Raw genomic sequence first — 19,436 nt, 5'->3', positions numbered from 1 at the left:
TATTTAGTATATACGTGAATGATTCAGTCATGTTTCAGATCCTATATGATCCAGACTGTCGAAATTGTAACACTTCATGATCTCTGAAGAAAGTAACAATACTTTTTGAGATGCAATTCTCACTGGCAATTTGGTTTTATTTGTTATGTATATGCCAAATCACTGCTTTCCTTCACTGGTCCTTCAGATTAATTGACCACTATTACATTTACATATATACTCAGCTAGTGGAATATTAAGGAGGTTATTACATATGAAAGAAACTGCCGATTCCATCGATACGAGTCCAGACACGCTTACAACGCTGCTCCGCATGGCTCATTCGTTTAAGAATTGGGACAATCTAATCAGACTATCGGATGTTCTATACGACTTGGCTCTCAATATGTATAACGATGACCCGCGCGGAAAGCCTTATCTGCAAAAACCATTGGTTTATTACTTAGGTTTTAGCAGTCTGATGAAGGGATTGTCTTTACAAAAGAAAAAGTTATACAAAGAAGCTTTATTATGTATCGAGATCTACAAAGACCTTAGCTTGTTTTCAGATGGCAGCGAAAAGAGCAACAGCATCGTTGACAGTTTCAAATTCTTTGCTGAAGCCAATCGTTTTTCAATCCGCATTTTATCTGGCGACAACAGGAATTTGGATGATTATGCTCAGTTTATCCAACGATATCCAAGCGAAATATTGCCAGGTTTTATTACCATTTTAGAGCATGCGATTGCCCATAACATTGAGGTTGATGAAGAAATAGTTCCATTACTAGAGTTCGTCCTTCATTATGTTGATGATGAGATAAATTCTGATAAAAGATCATACTATTTCACAATTTTTTACTTATTAGCCATTTATAACTTCAAAAATAAAAGATATCAAGATGCTATAGAGTATAACTTGAAATATTTGGAATCCTCCGATAAAACGAATGATGATCAACATTTTAAGAAGGCAGTTGCTCTCCATGAAGAATTTAGATCACATGCCTCATCACAACAACTGGAGCGCTATAACTCAATCTTAAAGAACTATCTGTTCGGAGTGATTCGTGATGAAGAAGGTTTTTCTCTAGACAGTCTTATCGTTAAGAATTCTTAGTGATGGCTTGATGATTACCATGTAAAGCACTGGTAACTTTCGGGATGCTCCGAGTAAAAACAACGAACCCTTAAATTATCCTCCTACTAATTGACCTACCTTTAATTAACATATAGACTCATGATATGAAAGATTAAGGGAGGAGAAACATTTGGAAACGGAGTTAACACAGATTAAAAACAGCGTAGATTTTTTAGTAGCGACGCTTCGTATGGCTCATTCTCTTGAAAATTGGGATAACCTCATCGTTTTGGCAGACAAACTACTGGATAAAGTGTATAGTCCTTTCAAGGAAAATGCAGAAATACCCATTCCTTTTATGGAAAAACCTTTGGTTTATTATATAGGCTACGGTAATCTCATGAAAGGTGTGGCTTACCAGAAGAAAAAGCATTATAGAGAAGCTAAAATGTGCATTGAGAATTATAAACATCTCCATCTATTCTCCGACGGAAGCGAAAGTAATAAGAAAATCGTCGACGACTTTAAATTTTTTGCGATAGCTAATTTATATACGATCGATATTTTATCGGGAAAAACAAATATTTTAGAGGAATATGCTGCATTTATTCAGAAATACCCTTCTGAAACGCTGCCAGGCTTAATTACTATTTTAGAATGTGCGAATACGAATAATATTGATGTAGATAAGATCATTGAATCTCTGTCGGATTATGTAACGAGTATTCGATATGAAGAATTGAGTTCAACAGACTGTACTTATTATCTTTCTATTCTCCATCTACTATCCATTTATTATTATAAAAGAAGTCATTTTGAACTTGCCTTAAATTCCACTATACAAGCATTGATTTTTTCTGATAAAATTGGAGATGACAAGCAGTTTAAAAAATCAACTGCACTTTTTGAGATATGCAGACCGCGCGCTTTGCCGGAACATCTCGAAAAGTACTACAACGTTTTACAAGACTACTTATTAGGAGTGATGAAAAATGAAGAATGTATTACTCTCGACACTGTTGTTACTAGGGATCGTTAGTGCAGGTGTAGTTTCAGCACCTACCACTTCACCAGGAATCCAACCTCTAAATCATGGCGTAGGCTATGACGGAAAGTAAAAAGTAAATTAAGCAGTACCTCATGGCTGATTAATACATAGAAGATCAATCGTAAACCACTCACATCCATTGAATCAGCCATGAGTGTCTTATAGTTTAACCCCCGATTTCCAATCCCCATTCAAGATATAACTCATTAAGATTGTTTGAATCTCATATGAAGTTCTACCTAATAATAAAGCCATCCGACGCCTGAACTCTGTGTTTGCCTCCTTGGTGTTTCATCTATTAAACAGAAACCCAAGTCCTTCGGACCTGGGTTTTATTCGTTCAATGTTTTTCTTCCAACTTAGCCAAATCCAGAAATCATATTTCTGCAAAGTAGTATATTAAAATGAAGACAACCATTATGCCAAGTATAGTCCATAGAAAAGCATTTCTTTTCATATACACGACCACCTTTATAAAGGCTAGAAGGACGATGTTGAAAAAAAACAGACTTAACCACTAATCGGTAATATTACTCGTGTAGTACTCAATAATATCCTTACGACGGATGATTCCGACGAAAATTTGGTCGTCTACGACGGGAACAAAGTTCTGATCGGCAGCTAACTCTAGCATATCCTCCAGATTTGCTTGAATTGCAACGCATTCATTTTTAATACGGCGTTTAATCTCATGAACTTGGACGATACTCAGGTTATCAAAACTCAATCCGGAAGTATTCTTCAACTTCCATAATAGATCCCCTTCAGAAAGCGTACCCACGTACTTCCCCTTCTCATCAATAACAGGAATAGCCGTATACTGACTTTTCTCTAACATTTCCATGGCCTCCTGCATGTTGGCAGTTGAGTGAACGTAAGCCACTTTGTCTTTCGGGAACAGAAAATCGGATATTTCCATCGATCAGAACTCCCTTCCACCGAATGATGCATTTCGCTATATCAAGTTTAGCATACTCAGAAAAAAGAGAAAACTTGATGTCCAATCTAAGAGTTCGAACACCCCAACTTATTGCTGTACTTTTTAAAAATAGACATACTTAAAATCAATTTTGTCTATTTTCCAACTATGATCTTCATATTTAAACTGCATCGTACGCGAAAGCCATACAAGCGTCGTAAAATGCGTGATCTGTGAGATCGTCGCCTCCGAATGATACATGTTACTGTAAGTGATATCCCCTTGATTTTTTGAATCAAATTGGGTTTTAAATGGCAGTCCCTTATACCAAATGATATTTCCTAGTAATGGGGCCGTAAGATAAGGCTTAAAATATACTTTTGCCTGATGAATATCTGTAATCACAGCTGCCTTGTTTGCGATCTGTGAAAATATGTTTAGCTGATCTGCCGTCAATTTGGGAATCGGTTTAATCTGTGTATAGATGAGAAGATCGGCTTCAGCTAATTTAACATGAGCTGCCTTAAATGTCTGGTCCCAGCTGATAGTCGCTCCGAAAGCATCTCCCACAAACTTTAACGGCACATATGTAACTCCATCAACGATTTGAGCAGGTGCATCTAAAATGACTTCCTTGCCGTTAACCACAGCCTGTTTAGAATTCAGCTTCAAGGCAATATCTGATTCTTTATCACCAATGTTTACCGTCTTGGATTCTTGGTTCCAATCCACTTGGAATCCAAAATGTGTAGAAACCACTCTGATCGGAATGATTGTTCTACCATTTAAGATCTTACCGTTATCAATAATGATGGGTGATTCCTTTGCATCGGCAGCTGCCGATGTTGAAGTTACTCCGATAACACTACATAAGAAAATGATGAGTAAAGAAATGATTTTTTTCATGATGTTTGTTCTCCTGATGTGATATTGAATGATGTAGCCTAGAAAATTATATATATTTCACCCAATATATACAATTCCAATTCCTGTAATATAAGCTTCCAAAAAAAGAACGCCAGTAATGGCGTTCTTTTTACGATCCATTCTAATAGATAGAGCAACGATCCATTACTCAAATTATAACAATTAATTTCAACATTTCTGCCACTTCTTCACTCTTCCGAACCTTACCGATCCTAGGAAAAATTGTTGTACGCACATAATTATGCTCTTCCTGGGTTTTCGCGGCCATCGCATCTTCTGCAAAAACTTGATGATATCCATGTTGATAAGCTTCTCTTGCTGTCGTATCCACACCGATGGTTATGCTGCCGGCGCCTCCTGTAACCAAAATGAGCTCATGATGTGAAAGTGTTCCGGAGAATTCACGTGGAAACCTCTATGGCTCCTTCAATTTCCTGCCATTGCAATAATGAATGTGAAAAAAAAGCTGGTTGCTGTTCATAAATCCCTCCATGCTACAAAATCCCAGTTTATCTCATCGCAACATGCCTATTATACCCGAATGGTTGAGGATGTCATGATTTTTTCAGATGGAGTCCCCAAATGAACCGAAAGTGGAATGAAAATTGCTTATTAATATAGCGGAAGACAAACACGTGTTACCCAATGCAAAGCTGAAACCGTTCACACGAATAAAACTTTCGGAGGGAAAATAGATGACCAGAATTGAACATGATCACTTAGGGACACGAGAGGTCCCCTCCTATGCTTATTACGGCATTCAAACGGTGCGCGCCGCCGAGAAATTCCCGAGTGCAGGCACGCCCGTTCATGACGAGTTTATTATCGCGATGGCATGCGTGAAGCGCGCTGCTGCTCAGGCTAATCTCGAGCTTGGCATGCTGCCGAAGCACATCGGTCACTGTATGATCAAAGCTGCGGAAGAAATTATGAATGGAAAGCATCTGGAGGATTTCACATTGGATTTCGTCCAGGGAGGAGCTTCCGATGCATTAAATACCAACATGAACGAGGTTATCGCGAATCGGGCTCTTGAGTTTATGCTTGAGGATAAGGGGAATTATTCCTTAATTAACCCGGACGGACATGTAAACCTAGCCCAATCATCAAATGGGATCATTACGGTTGCTCTCCAAATCGCTGCCTGTCAGCTTACTCACAATTTGATTAAGTCCACCGATCAATTGATCACCTGCCTTCTCGCCAAAGAGAAGAAAATGGAGGAGCTTTATAGACAAGGGAGTATGTCTGTGAAAGTAGGAACCTCTCCTTGGCTCGGCCGTCAATTTGGCAATGCCGCTCGCAACCTGCTGCGGGATATGAAACATCTCGTCATGTCTGCCTCACAGCTGCAGACCGTCGATCTGAGCGAAGCGTTTACCCACTCCGAATCGAACGCGAGCCCAGAGTTCACGGACATCATCGCAGCGTATTTAAAAGTCATCACCAAGCTTAACATAACCACCATTAAAGGCCGGCAAGATACAACCGGCAGCAAAGATGCGTTTGTTGAACTCTCCTCAGTGATAAACCAATGTGCGGCAGATATATCGAAAATGTGCAGCGATATTCGCCTGGCCGCCGCTTCGTTCCCGTCGGATCAGAACGAACCGTATTTGAGCATCGGCGTGAATACTGAAACATCTGAAGCTCTCAACCAAATCGTATTCCATGTCATCGGACTGGGCCATGGCATTAACCTAGCCGCTGAAGCCGGGATGGCGGATCAGAATGCTGTCCCGCCCATAATCGCCTATAATTTATTGGAATCCATGAAATTACTCATCAAAGGAATGGATTCATTGCAAAATGAATTTTCTATTTCGTTTATGCATCGGTGAACGCCAAACACATTCAGTCATATTAAAGGGGCTGCCTCAGCAATGAATGCTGAGGCAGCCCCTTGTATTTATATTTTGCGTCTTCGGCTTGAAGAAGAAAGAATCTTTAATTCTTCACGATATTTGGTAACCGTTCTGCGCGACAGCCTTACCCCTTCCGAAAAAAGCACATCAACGAGCTTCTGATCGGAGTAAGGACGGGTTTTATTCTCGGAATCGATGAGCTCTTTGATCCTCGCTTTCACTTTCTGGGAAGACGCTGCTCCTCCGCCCGAAGTCGAAAGACCGGCAGCGAAGAAGTACTTAAGCGGAAACACGCCATATGGCGTAAGGACGAACTTGTCGTGAACCGCCCGACTGATCGTTGATTCATGCATATCCAGCTTGCTGGATATCGTATGCAAGGTCATAGGACGGAGGCCTTTGACGCCTTTTGCCAAGAACTCACGTTGCTCATCCATCATGGCGTACACGACCTTCATCAAGGTCTGCTTCCGCATCTCAATGCATCGAATGATCCATTGTGCCGACTTCACGCAATGGTTCAAATACGATGAAGCTTCTGTCGATTGCCGCAGCTTAACCCATTCTCTGCACTCGTTGCTGATGGAAAGTTTGGGAATACCTGAAGATTGCATCGAAACTGTAAAACCATCGGCATGATATTCGACAATGGCATCCGGAACGATATAATGTTGTTCGAATGCGCCAATCGAAAGCCCGGGACGAGGATTTAAGCTTCGTATATATTTATAGGCGACCATCACCTGTTCCCTTGAGATCCGTAAAGCAGAAACCATGCGTCCCAAGTTTCCATCAGCTAATTCCGTCAAATATTCATCCACGATCTCATATGCGTAGGGAACAGCATCCGGATCCCGGATGATCTGCAGCAGCAAGCATTCCCGCAAGTTTCTTCCCGCTATGCCTGCCGGATCCAGCGATTGCAGCTTCTCAAGCGCAAGCTCCAGGAGTGCCTCGGAAATATTCAGCTCTGTCCGAATATCGGTTAGGGTAATGTCCAGATATCCGTCATCGTTTAGATTACCGGCCATGTATGCAGCGGTTCTATACACTTCCGGAGGGAGCGAGAGAAGTCGCAGTTGACTCTTCAGCCTTGCCTCCATTGTTTCTTGTGCTTTGTTCACATTCCAGAACGGATCTTGCATGAAGTCCTTTTCTTCACCGGTTCTGGTCTTTCTGCCATAGATATAGATATCACTGTGATCTTCAAGTTCCAGGACAGGATTCTCTGTCGCCTGTTCCTGCAAATACGGAACAAGCTCATAACCCGACAATGTTAAAATATGAATGGATTGTTTCAGTTCAGGAGTGATCGCCAGTTTCAAGCGCTGATCTTGCACCAATTGATAGCCTAACAACGAAACTCTCCCCTTCCGCGCAGGTTGTCTCTTCGCAAAAGTACGATTCTCTCTTCACTATACTTAAAAATATCCAAATTGAACATTGCTACCGTGTCTAATATTTTAGAATCGATCGCATACCAGCTTCGCTTGCGTAAACAATAATAAATAATCACGACCGCCGGCTTTCGAATCCGTACCCGACATATTGAATCCGCCAAACGGATGCGTTCCGACCAATGCACCCGTGCATTTGCGGTTGAAGTACAGATTGCCCACGAAAAATTCCCGTCTTGCTTTCTCCAGATTGGCTCCATTGCTTGAGATCACTGCCCCGGTTAAGCCGTAATCCGTATTGTTGGCGAAATCCAGCGCTTCATCGAAGGATTTGGCTTTTGTAAAGGCAACGACCGGCCCAAATATTTCTTCTTGGGAAATCCGGGCATTGGAATCCACATCTGCGAAGATCGTCGGCTCGATGAAAAATCCGTTCGGATCACCCGTACCGCCTCCAAGCACCAGACGCCCTTCCTGCTTGCCAATTTCAATATATTCACGAATCTTCGCGTATGCCTTCTCATCGATTACAGGTCCCAGGCTAGCACCTGCATCGGCCGGATCGCTCATAACCAATTTACTTGCACGTTCTACGACTCTCTCCAGAACCGTATCATAGACATCCTCATGAACGATAACGCGGGAGCATGCCGAACATTTCTGCCCGGAGAAACCGAAGGCGGAAAGCGTAATCGTGTCCGCAGCCAGATCCAGATCGGCTTCTTTGTCAACAACGATCGCATCCTTGCCACCCATTTCAGCTACAACGCGTTTAATCCATTTTTGCCCTGGATTTGGTTTTGCAGCCCGTTCATTAATACGCAAACCTACATCGCGAGAGCCTGTAAAACTGATGAACCGGGTGAGAGGATGGTCAACGAGATAATCGCCGACTTGCCCACCGGGTCCGGGAAGGAAGTTGACAACTCCGGCAGGTAACCCTACTTCTTCCAGCAAAGCCATGAATTTCGCAGCAATGATTGGTGTTGTGCTCGCCGGCTTCAGAACGACCGTGTTGCCGGATACAAGAGCCGCAGAGGTCATGCCTGCCATAATCGCAAGCGGGAAGTTCCACGGCGGAATAACGACGCCTACGCCAAGAGGAATATAGTACAGCTCATTCTCTTCCTCTGCGCTAACCGTCAATGGCTGTGGCTGGCTGAGACGCTGCATCTCACGCGCATAAAATTCGAGAAAATCGATGGCTTCGGCGGTTTCGACGTCTGCTTCCACTCTCGTTTTTCCAGCCTCAAAAGTCATCAATGCAGAAAATTCATGCTTGCGCCGTCTTAAAATCGCTGCGGCCCGGTACAAATATCGGGCACGCTCATTGGGATCGGTACGCTTCCATGTTTCAAACGTCGCCGCAGCAGTTTGGATTGCTTTCTCCGCGATATGGATGTCCGCTTGCGACACGATGCCGATCACTTGCGTTTTATTTGCCGGATTTATCGACGAGATTTTATGGTCGGTCATGATTCTCTCGCCGCCGATAATGAGCGGATATTCCATGCCAAGTTCGGCCTCCACCTTCTTAAGAGCTGCATCGTATTCCACATTATTGTGTGCTTCCTTAAAGTTAACGAATGTTTCGTTCCTGAATTCTGATCTCATAAATACAAAACCATCCTCTCTCTTATGATTTGTGTAATTTAACCTGCTCTATAAATTAGAAGCAATAATCATGCCAATTCCCTTAGTGATGATTTTGGTATGAATTTTGCTTAACTAATGATGCAAGTTGACACACGACAATATTCAACATCTGAAAGGGGAAATATCCATGGACAGTACAGAATTATACCGAAAGGTGCTGCTCTCGATTTCCGGCAATAAACTGGTCGAGAAGCTTTCACTTCAATACGGCAAGAAATTGGCAGGCAAATTTATTGCAGGCGATACCTTGGCTGAAGCTCTAGCCGAAATCGAAATCATGAACAGTAAAGGCATCATGGTCACATTGGATCATCTGGGTGAGGGGATCAAGGAATTAACGGAAGCCACTGGCTACAAGGAAGAATATATTAGACTGGTTAATGGTATCGCAGAGGGGAACGTAAACTCTAATGTATCTTTGAAGCCCACCCAAATGGGTTTAGCTCTCAATAAGGAAGCCTGCTACGACAACATCCGTGCCGTCGTTATCCAAGCCAAGAAGCATAACAACTTTGTGCGCATCGATATGGAAGATACGCCATTCACCCAAGCGACGATTGATATCGTACTGCGACTGCATGCGGAAGGATTGACCAATGTTGGCACCGTCATTCAAGCCTATTTGTTCCGCACGGAAGACGATGTAAAGCAATTGATCGAAGCAAAAGTAAATCTTCGTTTGGTTAAGGGGGCATATAAAGAACCGGGAACGGTTGCCTATCAACAGATGAGCGAAGTCATTGACAATTACAAGAAGATCATCAAGATGCATTTGGACGGAGGCGTCTATACCGCCATCGCCTCACATGACGACCGCATCATACATTGGGTCAAGGAATATGCGGCAAGGAACGGTATCTCCAAAGAAGCCTTTGAATTTCAGATGCTGTATGGCTTACGGATGAATGATCAGGAACAATTGGCCAAAGAAGGTTATCGGATTCGCTGCTATATGCCATACGGTACCATGTGGTATCCCTACTATACGCGCCGGCTGGCCGAAAAACCCGCAAATTTGTGGATGGTCGTCAAAAACATGTTCAAATAGCTACGTATTCATAATCAAAACTTAAAAAGGATTTACACTTAAAATCAGGCTGGGTATAATGACCCTAATAATACAATGAGCTTACATTCTTCATATATAGGGGGTCAGCTGAATGAAACATCTATTGCCCAGTCTGGAACGTCTTATTCGAACGGATTACAATATTGTCAATCTGTCTGACCTGGCATCACTCCAAGATAGCCATGAAATAGGGTATAACTTCCCTGTTTTCCTAAGAAATGATTCCGGACAATATGGATTATTGAACAAGACATCCAACGATCCCCACTCAAATATACCGAACATGATCAACGTTCAAACCGTCAATGCAGAGGATTCTTTGACCTCCATCTCTACAGCCTTCGTTTCTTGTTCTCTTGCGATTGTCTTGCGTGATGGCCAGCCGGTCGGTTATGTTACAGCCCCGGATATAATCGAAGCAACCGTGCAGGCGCACAGATATATAGAAGCTTATTTTTCAACCACTTTGAAAACGCTTAATCCTGACGTCGCGATCACACTAATAAATGAGGAAGGACATGTCGCAGTCTGGACATCCGGTGCGGAGCATATATTTTCTATTCAGAAAAACGAGATCATCGGCAAACCCGCTTCGGATTTTTTTCAAGTCGACCGCCTGCAATCGCTTAAAACGCTTGAAACCGGCGAATCCGTGCATAAAATGCAGCATCGGCCGCGGCAAGATATGTTTGTCCTCATTAATTCCACCCCCGTAAAATTGGATGATCGTATCATTGGGGCTGTTGCAGCGGAATCCGATTTGACGACACAGATGAGACTTCATCAGGAGCTGCTGCAGATGACAAGCAAGGTTCATCATTTGCAGAAAGAAGTTGCATTGTTGAGCCCTTCAAGTGATCCTTTCCAGCATATCAAGGGAACGAGCACCACAATCAAAAACAGCATCGACACAATTAAAAAGATCAGTACGACGAAAGCAACGGTCCTTATCCAGGGAGAAAGCGGTACTGGAAAAGAACTTTTCGCCCAGGCGATTCACAATTCCCGCGAGCAGAGCAACGCCCCGTTTATCGCAATCAATTGCGGGGCTATTCCGGCCGCCCTGTTCGAAAGTGAATTATTCGGCTACGAGAAGGGTGCCTTCTCCGGAGCTGATCCGAAAGGCAAGAAAGGTAAAATCGAATTAGCCAATGGAGGCACGCTTTTTCTTGATGAAATTGGGGAAATGCCCCTGGATATGCAAGTTAAAATGCTTCGAGTGCTGCAGGAAAAGAATTATTTTGCGGTCGGCGGCACTCAATTGAAGAAAGCAGACTGTCGCATCGTTGCGGCAACCAACCGTGATTTAAAGAAAATGATTATGGCAGGCAGCTTCCGTGAGGATCTCTACTATCGACTGAATGTCGTATCCCTGGATGTTCCCTCGTTGCGTGACCGCAAAGAAGATATATATGAACTTACGCAATCCTTTCTGCATGAGTTCTCACTCGTTTATGGACGTCATATCCAATCATTCACGCCCGATGTATTCGAGGATTTGCTTCAATACGATTGGCCCGGCAACATTAGGGAACTTCGAAACATCGTTGAGCGGCTTGTTATTTTCTCTACCGACGGGGAAATCAAACGCGAATACTTGCCTGCCAATATCTATTCAGGAGATCATAAGCGCCGATCTCCAGGCCCGCCGGCCGATGATCTGAATAAAACTGAGCTGGACGGCTCCACATTTCAGGCTAAACTCGACGAATTCGAACGTACTCTTTTGCTCCACACTTTGGAATCGGCCAATGGAAACAAGCTTGCCATCGCGAAGCAGCTCGGCATTTCGAGGGCAACGCTCTATAACAAGCTCAAGCGGCTAAATTTATAGCCACGAAACGAATGTTCATATTATTAGACACCAAAATTCGAAAATCTAAAATTTTAAACACTATGGTGAAGCTCACCAATGGTACGGCTTGTACTTACGTGATAACCGATGAAATGGAAAGACCTTAGGAGATGGAGCAGGATGAAGATGCGCATGGCTACGGATATGAGACGTTTTTTGCAGGTCGAGGGCGCTGCCAGGATGCTGTTTACGTTAATTTGCTATGGAATGGGCATGGGAATATTGGCTCCGATGAATGCCATTTATCTGAGCGAGAGCATTGGACTGTCCAAGGGCGAAGTCGTGTCGATCTTCGTTGTATCGCTGCTGCTCAATATGGGAACGACGATTACCGTTGGACTGTTAAGCGATAAGCTGCGCAGCAGGAAAAAGCTCGCCATTACAGCAGCTTCGTTATGCCTCATCGGTTTGTTGGTATACATGCGTGCTGAAGGATATATTCAGGCTCTGATCGGGATGTGTATTGTGAGTGCGCCGTCCGGACTCATTATGGGACAGTTATTCGCTTTGTCTCGGAATCATTTTTCCAGACTAGCCGGTGATATTGTGGAAATGGCGCAAATTTGGCTGCGAGCCGGGTACAGCGTCGGATTTTTTTGCGGTTTGCTAGCTGGAGCGAATTTATATTTGATTGCAACGTTTCAAGGGGTATTATGGGGCAATTTTGCAGGTTATGCGCTGCTTGTTATTATGCTGCTAACTTATCGGGAACACACGGAAGAGAAGAATCAGTCCAGTCCGGGAGCGGGTGAACCTTTTTCCTTTGTCATGCTGATCGCGCTGCTGCTGCTTGCAAGCGCAGATGCCCTTCGCGGATTGTATCTGCCGCTTGTTGTCAAATCGTTATTCGGCAAACCGGAATACGTGTCATATATTTGGAGTACGCAGGCCGTATTCGAGCTGTTGTTCATGACGATTGCCGGTTATTGGGCGGCGAAATACGGCAGCAGAAAAATTATATTGCTCGGCGGGATCTGTGCGCTTATTACTTATTCGGTTTACGCTTTGCATTCGCCTCTGATCGTATTTTTCCTCATTCAGCCGGTTTATTCTTTCTTCGTTTCCATCTTATATGGAGTGGCTATGGGGTATGTTCAGCGTATGTTTGTAGGCCGAACCGGATTCGGTTCGAGTTTGTACGTATTCATTTCATTAACGGCATCATTGATCGGATACGTACTGCCACTATTCATCGAAGGGTATGATCCATCCATATTCGTCATTCCGATGTCACTGGTGCTCATTTCCCTTATGATCATTTGTATTGTTCTGTTTCGTGAACGCCGTTCCTCGAAGCCGTCTCAACTGCTCCAATAACGAAAAGCAAGCCGCCACACTATACATCAACATGATGTTGATCTGAATAGCCGGCGGCATCCTCTTCCCGATATCGTACAAATACATATGTTCTTGATTCACTGCTCCGGGGATTATTCCCCGGAGTTTTTTTGGTTCATTCCATCTATTTTTCGAATCGCTTAGCGCCTAATTCAATCTGCCGATTGATTTCCCTCGCAATTTTGGGCTCAGGAGCATGGTCCTTCTCCCAATGTTCCGGTTTGATAACCTTCCCTACTTCATTGTAATGTGGTTTGCCATCCGGGAAAATCTTCCCCATATTTGCTTCATGAACTATTGAAAAGATGGGATCGGGCTCAATCCCCATTTCCACAAAGCCACCATTAGCAAAATACTTAATATCGGTAAATGAATCCACTTGCCCGGTAAGTTTATCTTGCGGATAGGGTTTTTGAGATTGCTTTACATAAGTTTCTTTTGCACGATCTATCAAATCGTTAAAAAACAACTCGAAACGTTCATCGCTTCCAGCAGTTGCATGTAAGAGCTCAATGACTTCCTCTAAAATAAAAGCAGCACGATTGTTAGCCAATTTATCCGACAACGGTGTTGGCATCTCTGGTGCAGGACAATTGAATGCCTGGTGAAACTCTCTAACCTGTTCAAAGTTCGTCTTCTGTGTCATTATGTAATCTATTTCTCCTTTAAAATGTAGTTAACTCTATTATAATCCATTACAGCCGATGTCGTGAAAAGCTCTTTGTTTTGCAGCTTGTCCTCTTCGTTCTGGCGGTATGGGATAACGACAGTTTGGATGAGCATGCCCCCCTCCCTCGTCTTGAAAGTATTCCCTGCACCTGTCCATGAAAGCCTTCGCCGCTTGGCTCAGATAACGGTCAGAACGGTAGATGATCGCCATACTGCGGCTTGGCGGATTATCTTTGATACGAATCATTTGCAAATCCGGATCATTGATTTGTCGAATTAACAGATAGGGCTGCACTGTCGCTCCGATGTTGGCTTTCACCAGATTGAGAATCGAAGTAGCCGAACTGGTTTCAAGAATGGAATGGAGCTGGAAGCCCTGCTGCGCTGTCGTATCTTCCACCAAATCACGGCCGAGATATCCTTCGGGATACATGATGACGGGAAGATCCTTTAATTCCTTCAGGTCAATACTCGTCCGGTTGGCTAATGGATGCTGCTTTGAAACCGTCAGCACGTATTCCTCTCTGCATAAAGGGATGGTAACCAGCCGGTCATTCGGCCGTACATTCACGCCGATTCCGATATCCACCTCACTATCAAGCACCTGCTGGAGAATATCTATGGACGAGATCACCATCAATTTCACCTTCGGAAATTCATGATGGAAATCAATGACCAGCTGCGTAATCCGGTAATCCAAATCAGATGGCATGATACCCACTCTTATTTTCCCGCCATGAAGATGACGAAGATCCGCGATCGAATCCTTGACGTTCTGCAGTGTATCCATAATTGTGGTTGCATTATTTAACAGCAGCATCCCCGCTTCGGTGAGCGCTATTTTTTTGCCGATCCGGTCAAACAGCGGCATATGAAGCTCATCCTCCAGCGCACGTATCTGCTGGCTTAATGTAGGCTGGGATACGCCAATTTTTTCCGCTGCTTTCGTAAAATGCATCTCTTCACAAACCGCCATAAAATAGTGAAGCTGACGGATTTCCAAACGATTCACCAACTTTTCATAAGTAATACTAATGATAATAATAGAAATAATAGGATTGATCAATCAATACTCTTTCAGATACACTGGATTTGACCTACCCGATACGATGAATATGAAAGATGGTGTTAATACTTGTCACGTTTTATTTTTCTTATTATGGCCCTGTTCCTTGCTTCACTCAATTTGCGTCCCGTGATCACTTCTGTCTCTCCCTTGCTGGGGACGATACAAGATACATTAGGCATGAACGGATCCGCGGCCAGTTTGTTGACCTCCCTGCCCGTCTTGTGTATGGGGTTCTTTGCACCAGCGGCGGTCAAATTAAGCAACCGCTGGAGTCTTGAACGTACCATTACTTATTGTCTACTGCTGATTGGCGCCGCCACAGCCGCAAGATATGTCGTTAACTCTGCATGGCTGATGCTGGCAACCGCTTTTCTTGCCGGTGTGGGTATTGCCGTTATTGGACCGCTGTTGTCCGGATTCATCAAGAAGAATTTTTCCAACCCTTCGGCTATCGTCGGTGTATATTCCATGGCGCTTGTCATAGGTGCTGCCCTCGGATCCGCCTTTTCCGTGCCTTTGCAAAATACGCTGAACCATTCCTGGCAGGCTTCAGTCGCATCATGGTCGGCCCTGGCCGTCATTGCCCTTTGCTTTTGGTGGAGACCTGTCCGGAAAACTGCAAATACAGCAGATCCTGCCGCAGCCAGCGTTTCATCCTTAGCAGAGAACAAAGGATTAAAGCTGCCGTTAAACAATAAACGAGCTTGGCTGCTGACCTGCTTTTTCGGTCTGATGGCTTTCATGTTTTACTCACTCACCGCTTGGCTGCCACCGATCGTAGAGGAAATGGGTTACGACAAACATACGGCAGGCATGATTTTGACCTTATTCACACTCGTACAAATACCGGTCAGCTTTCTGCTCCCTATCCTCGTCAGCCGTTTTCAGCACCGGGTAGTCTGGCTGATCGGCTGCTCCATGATGGAGCTGGTCGGTCTGGTTCTGCTTCAGTTGCCCGTGACGCCTTGGCTCACCTGCATTTTTCTGGGGATCGGCGCTGGAGGATTATTCCCCATGGCCTTAATGCTGCCTATTGATGAGTCAGCGAATATGGAAGAAGCAAGTGCATTATCTGCAATGACGCAATCCGGCGGCTATATATTTGCTTCCCTGGGTCCGCTTTGCGTAGGCTTAATACATGATAATACAGGCAGTTTTCCGCCTGCGCTTCTTGGATTAACGGGCGTGGTGGTCATCATGATGGGGATTCAGTTTAAAATCGGAAACCGAAAAATCAAGCCTATTCCATCCGGCGAAAAGATATCTGGTTGATTCGGGTGGAAATATTAGCCGTAATATGAAGAAAAGAGCGAACGGACCTCTCCGCTCGCTCTTTCCATTTCGTGAAATCTTTCGTGACCCGTTACTGATGAACTGCCGCTTTTACGCACCCGACAGTTGTAAAATATGTTCAATTTCACGATATCCACGTTTTTTAGCATGATGCAAAGGAGTGATGCCGTCACCGTCAGCAATATGTACATCGGCATCGTGATCAACCAGCAGCCGCACGATTTTTTGATGCTTCTCTCCGCCGTTTCCTAGAATGACCGCTTCAAGTAATGCCGTCCAATGCAAATTATTAATGTGGTCAATGTCTATATCCGAATGGGTAAGCAGTTCTTCAACAATTTCGACATGTCCACGTTCAGAAGCAGGGATCAGGGCTGTGCCTCCAAACCGGTTCGTAAGTTTGGTATTTGCACCGGCACCGATCGCGAGTTTTACGATTTCAAGAAAACCTTCCGCTCCGGCATACAAAAGCACATTATTCAAGTTGTGATCGCGAATATTAAGGTCTGCACCCTTTTGGATCAGTGCTTTTACCGTATCCACCTTATTGTTATACGTCGCTGCCATGACGGCAGTTCTTCCGCGTTCATCCACCGCATTAATGTCCGCTCCGTCTTGAAGCAGTTTCAGAACGTTTGACGTGTCTCCTTTTCCCGCTGATAAAATGAATGGTTGATTCAGCGTTTCCACCCTCTTTTCCTTGGATTGCGTTTCTTTCGCCGAACTCTGCAGAGATTCGGGTACCACTTGACATGAGGTAAGAAAAACAATGCATAACATGATAAAGAGACGAACCATACGCATGACTCCTTTGCCCTTCTTAACGACATGCTAACATGTGCGTAACATATGAAAAACATTAAAATCATTCGTTTTTTCAAAACCAATTGGCATTATAAATCTTCAGGCTGATTGATCCATTTTCATGGAAATATTGCGTCCCTTCCTTCCGATCCGTCTCCCCGATACGAAGCTGCTGACGAGCAGCACGAACGCTCCAAACAAATACGGTAAGTCAATATGGATATCGAATAGAATCCCCGCCATTGCAGGTCCAAAAATATTTCCGAGACTCATGTAGGCATTGTTCATTCCAGCCACGAAGCCCTGTTCCTCACCTGCCTCCTTGGACAGCATGGTATTGATTGTCGGACGTAAAATATTATTGAATGTAAAGAAGAGCATCGTTACGAACATGACATAATAGAAATTGCCCGAGAATAGCAAGAATACGAGGGATACCGCGGATAGCAGAAGCATGGCGCTGATAATTCGCTTTTCCCCGAACCGCTGCGTTATCCGGTTGGTTAATACAACTTGGTTAAACGTACCGATCAAAGAACAGACTGTTATCAGTATGGCGATATCACGTGTAGTGAATCCGTAGCCCTGCACAACGAACAGCGGAAAAATCGCCTCAAAATGTGTAAGACCAAACGTTGAAGCAAAAACAATGAGCAATAATATAAAATAACGGGACTTCACCGAAAGCGCAAGCTCACGAAAGACACTCTCCCGTCTCTCTATCGATTGCTGACGCATTAATCGTATTTCCGGCGACAACGATTCCGGCAGCATTTTGAGGCTGCAGCCCATGGCCAATAGTCCAATGCATGCGGATGCGTAGAATGGCCCCTTGATGCCAAACTCAGCAAGTAACCCGCCGACGCCCGGCCCAATAATGAAACCTGATGACATCGACGCACCCAACCACGACATGGCCTTGCTGCGCTGATCATCGGTCGTGATATCCGCTACATACGCCATAATGGATGGAACCAAGGCTGCTGAGCCTATTCCGCCAATTAAGCGCGATACGAATAATAAAGACAGATCACCAGCAAACGCCGCCAATAAGTTGGAGAGCGCGAACAGCATCAGTCCAACGACAATCATCGGTTTACGGCCGTATTTATCGGACAAATTGCCTGCAATCGGTGAAAATAGAAACTGTGTCAGACCGAAGCAGGATACCAGATATCCCGCTGCTTGACCGCCTGCTCCAAACTCTTTTAGAAGATCCGGCAATATCGGAATGACAAGACCCGTGCCGAGCATAGCAAGAAACATGTTCAATAATAGTAAGGGAAACGCTGATTTGGATAGCATCTGTTATCTCCTCTGCAGTCAAAACAATTCATACGAACCTGAACCACTTCCCCCCTTTTCTCTGTATCTTGTATGCTAACATGCGTCTATCCATATGGATAATATGTAAAAAATATAAGATATGAATGTATTTCATATACATCTCGCACAAATAGGCACCTCTCCTTCTTCCCATCAATATAATGCAGGAGAGAAAGGGCGGGATGCAGGTGGGTACGAATGATGATCAACAGCAAAGGGCTATCTTTCTGGCGGCTGTCTGCGGGCAGACCTATGCACAATTTACAAATACGGACGGTTCTTTCGTTGTCCCACTGAATTATTCGGTCATGGATACCATAGAAGCGAAATCCATTACCCGCGTATGGGAACGCTTCGGGTTCATCCTGGCATCTCCCCAGGAAATTATCATTGCTTTTCGGGGAACCAGTTCAACATCCAATTGGATATCCGACGCTATCGCCTCGCAAAAGAATTTCAAATATATTAAAGAAGGCTGTCTTACACACCGCGGTTTTACTGACATTTATTCTTCCGCCCGCAGCCAAATCTTCTCGGCTCTGGGCAGATTATCTCCAGGTATGGCACTTTACATTACAGGTCACAGCCTCGGCGCAGCACTCGCGACATTGTGTGCTATCGATATTGCGGCCAACACCGCCTTCGTCTCACCCAACCTGTTTACATATGGTTCTCCCCGTGTAGGCGATCCAGCCTTCTCAAAAGCCTTTACAAAGTATGTCCGGAGCAGCTGCCGCACTGCCAATCTACTGGACGTCGTAACTCATACTCCCCCATCTATATACAAGCTTCCAAGACGAGAAAAAAAATACTATTACACTCATGTCCAGACCTCCTCGCCCCTACCTTTCCAGAATGGATCGGTTGGTGCCAATCACGTCATTGGAAGCTATTTTGCAGAGCTCTCCAAGCTCCAGCCGCAATACACCAAACAATTATGTTCAACGAACCCGGGATTCTGTCCGGTCCCTGAACTAAAGAGCACAAGAGTAATGAAGGTCTAGTGAGCTTATTCGATTTCTCCTGGTATCAAACTTGAAATTTCATCTTCATGGATTCGTAACCCATTACCATTTAGAATCTACTAATATGGAGGATGAACTTAAGAAACTTGTTTGATAAAGAAAACATGTGGTAAATA

Annotated in this window: 17 protein-coding genes; 8 read left to right on the top strand and 9 right to left on the bottom strand. The window is 44.2% G+C overall.

Annotated elements, in window-relative coordinates; all coding sequences use genetic code 11:
- Positions 1–253: 253 nt before the first annotated feature.
- Complete coding sequence (locus tag KJS65_RS04605; RefSeq protein WP_213648770.1) at positions 254–1,099, top strand: hypothetical protein; 846 nt, start codon at positions 254–256, stop codon at positions 1,097–1,099.
- A gap of 151 nt (positions 1,100–1,250) precedes the next feature.
- Complete coding sequence (locus KJS65_RS04600) at positions 1,251–2,099, top strand: hypothetical protein (RefSeq protein WP_213648769.1); 849 nt, start codon at positions 1,251–1,253, stop codon at positions 2,097–2,099.
- Between the two features lie 526 nt (positions 2,100–2,625).
- On the opposite strand, the gene KJS65_RS04595 is transcribed toward KJS65_RS04600, so the two are convergent.
- The 3 genes from KJS65_RS04595 to KJS65_RS04585 all read right to left on the bottom strand — a co-directional run bounded on the left by KJS65_RS04595 (position 2,626) and on the right by KJS65_RS04585 (position 4,324).
- Positions 2,626–3,027, bottom strand: coding sequence for a CBS domain-containing protein (locus KJS65_RS04595; RefSeq protein WP_213648768.1), 402 nt, complete (start codon positions 3,025–3,027; stop codon positions 2,626–2,628).
- A 123-nt stretch (positions 3,028–3,150) separates the two neighbouring features.
- Positions 3,151–3,933: a copper amine oxidase N-terminal domain-containing protein gene (locus KJS65_RS04590; RefSeq protein ID WP_213648767.1), complete on the bottom strand. Its 783-nt coding sequence runs from the start codon at positions 3,931–3,933 to the stop codon at positions 3,151–3,153.
- Between the two features lie 169 nt (positions 3,934–4,102).
- Complete coding sequence (locus KJS65_RS04585) at positions 4,103–4,324, bottom strand: isochorismatase family protein (protein WP_213650637.1); 222 nt, start codon at positions 4,322–4,324, stop codon at positions 4,103–4,105.
- A gap of 325 nt (positions 4,325–4,649) precedes the next feature.
- On the opposite strand from KJS65_RS04585, the gene KJS65_RS04580 reads away from it, so the two are divergent.
- On the top strand, positions 4,650–5,795 hold the full coding sequence (locus KJS65_RS04580) for a lyase family protein (protein WP_213648766.1): 1,146 nt from the start codon (positions 4,650–4,652) through the stop codon (positions 5,793–5,795).
- A 68-nt stretch (positions 5,796–5,863) separates the two neighbouring features.
- On the opposite strand, the gene rpoN is transcribed toward KJS65_RS04580, so the two are convergent.
- Both rpoN and pruA read right to left on the bottom strand, forming a co-directional pair.
- Positions 5,864–7,177: an RNA polymerase factor sigma-54 gene (gene rpoN, locus KJS65_RS04575; RefSeq protein WP_213648765.1), complete on the bottom strand. Its 1,314-nt coding sequence runs from the start codon at positions 7,175–7,177 to the stop codon at positions 5,864–5,866.
- A 105-nt stretch (positions 7,178–7,282) separates the two neighbouring features.
- The gene (gene pruA, locus KJS65_RS04570) at positions 7,283–8,830 is read right to left on the bottom strand and encodes an L-glutamate gamma-semialdehyde dehydrogenase (RefSeq protein WP_213648764.1); all 1,548 of its coding nucleotides are present in this window, start codon (positions 8,828–8,830) and stop codon (positions 7,283–7,285) included.
- Positions 8,831–8,999: 169 nt separating this feature from the next.
- Here pruA and KJS65_RS04565 point away from each other — a divergent pair, with 169 nt between their 5' ends.
- The 3 genes from KJS65_RS04565 to KJS65_RS04555 all read left to right on the top strand — a co-directional run bounded on the left by KJS65_RS04565 (position 9,000) and on the right by KJS65_RS04555 (position 13,113).
- Positions 9,000–9,920: a proline dehydrogenase family protein gene (locus KJS65_RS04565; protein ID WP_213648763.1), complete on the top strand. Its 921-nt coding sequence runs from the start codon at positions 9,000–9,002 to the stop codon at positions 9,918–9,920.
- A gap of 112 nt (positions 9,921–10,032) precedes the next feature.
- Complete coding sequence (locus KJS65_RS04560; protein ID WP_213648762.1) at positions 10,033–11,775, top strand: sigma-54 interaction domain-containing protein; 1,743 nt, start codon at positions 10,033–10,035, stop codon at positions 11,773–11,775.
- Between the two features lie 141 nt (positions 11,776–11,916).
- Complete coding sequence (locus KJS65_RS04555; RefSeq protein WP_244864379.1) at positions 11,917–13,113, top strand: MFS transporter; 1,197 nt, start codon at positions 11,917–11,919, stop codon at positions 13,111–13,113.
- A gap of 145 nt (positions 13,114–13,258) precedes the next feature.
- On the opposite strand, the gene KJS65_RS04550 is transcribed toward KJS65_RS04555, so the two are convergent.
- Together KJS65_RS04550 and KJS65_RS04545 are read right to left on the bottom strand one after the other, a co-directional pair.
- A complete protein-coding gene (locus KJS65_RS04550) occupies positions 13,259–13,780 on the bottom strand; it encodes a pyrophosphohydrolase domain-containing protein (protein ID WP_213648761.1) in 522 nt (173 codons plus the stop codon).
- Positions 13,781–13,819: 39 nt separating this feature from the next.
- Complete coding sequence (locus KJS65_RS04545; protein WP_306432952.1) at positions 13,820–14,869, bottom strand: LysR family transcriptional regulator; 1,050 nt, start codon at positions 14,867–14,869, stop codon at positions 13,820–13,822.
- Positions 14,870–14,938: 69 nt separating this feature from the next.
- Here KJS65_RS04545 and KJS65_RS04540 point away from each other — a divergent pair, with 69 nt between their 5' ends.
- On the top strand, positions 14,939–16,144 hold the full coding sequence (locus KJS65_RS04540; protein ID WP_244864378.1) for an MFS transporter: 1,206 nt from the start codon (positions 14,939–14,941) through the stop codon (positions 16,142–16,144).
- Between the two features lie 111 nt (positions 16,145–16,255).
- Here the strand turns inward: KJS65_RS04540 and KJS65_RS04535 are convergent, their stop codons facing one another.
- Together KJS65_RS04535 and KJS65_RS04530 are read right to left on the bottom strand one after the other, a co-directional pair.
- Positions 16,256–16,846, bottom strand: a complete 591-nt coding sequence (locus tag KJS65_RS04535) for an ankyrin repeat domain-containing protein (protein WP_244864552.1) — start codon at positions 16,844–16,846, stop codon at positions 16,256–16,258.
- 222 nt (positions 16,847–17,068) lie between these two features.
- The gene (locus KJS65_RS04530) at positions 17,069–18,274 is read right to left on the bottom strand and encodes an MFS transporter (RefSeq protein WP_213648759.1); all 1,206 of its coding nucleotides are present in this window, start codon (positions 18,272–18,274) and stop codon (positions 17,069–17,071) included.
- A gap of 203 nt (positions 18,275–18,477) precedes the next feature.
- On the opposite strand from KJS65_RS04530, the gene KJS65_RS04525 reads away from it, so the two are divergent.
- Positions 18,478–19,299: a lipase family protein gene (locus KJS65_RS04525; protein ID WP_213648758.1), complete on the top strand. Its 822-nt coding sequence runs from the start codon at positions 18,478–18,480 to the stop codon at positions 19,297–19,299.
- The last annotated feature ends 137 nt before the right edge of the window (positions 19,300–19,436 follow it).

The sequence above is a fragment of the Paenibacillus sp. J23TS9 genome, from assembly GCF_018403225.1.
Classification (GTDB): domain Bacteria; phylum Bacillota; class Bacilli; order Paenibacillales; family Paenibacillaceae; genus Paenibacillus_AQ.
This window is presented reverse-complemented; position numbering and strand designations above follow the sequence as displayed.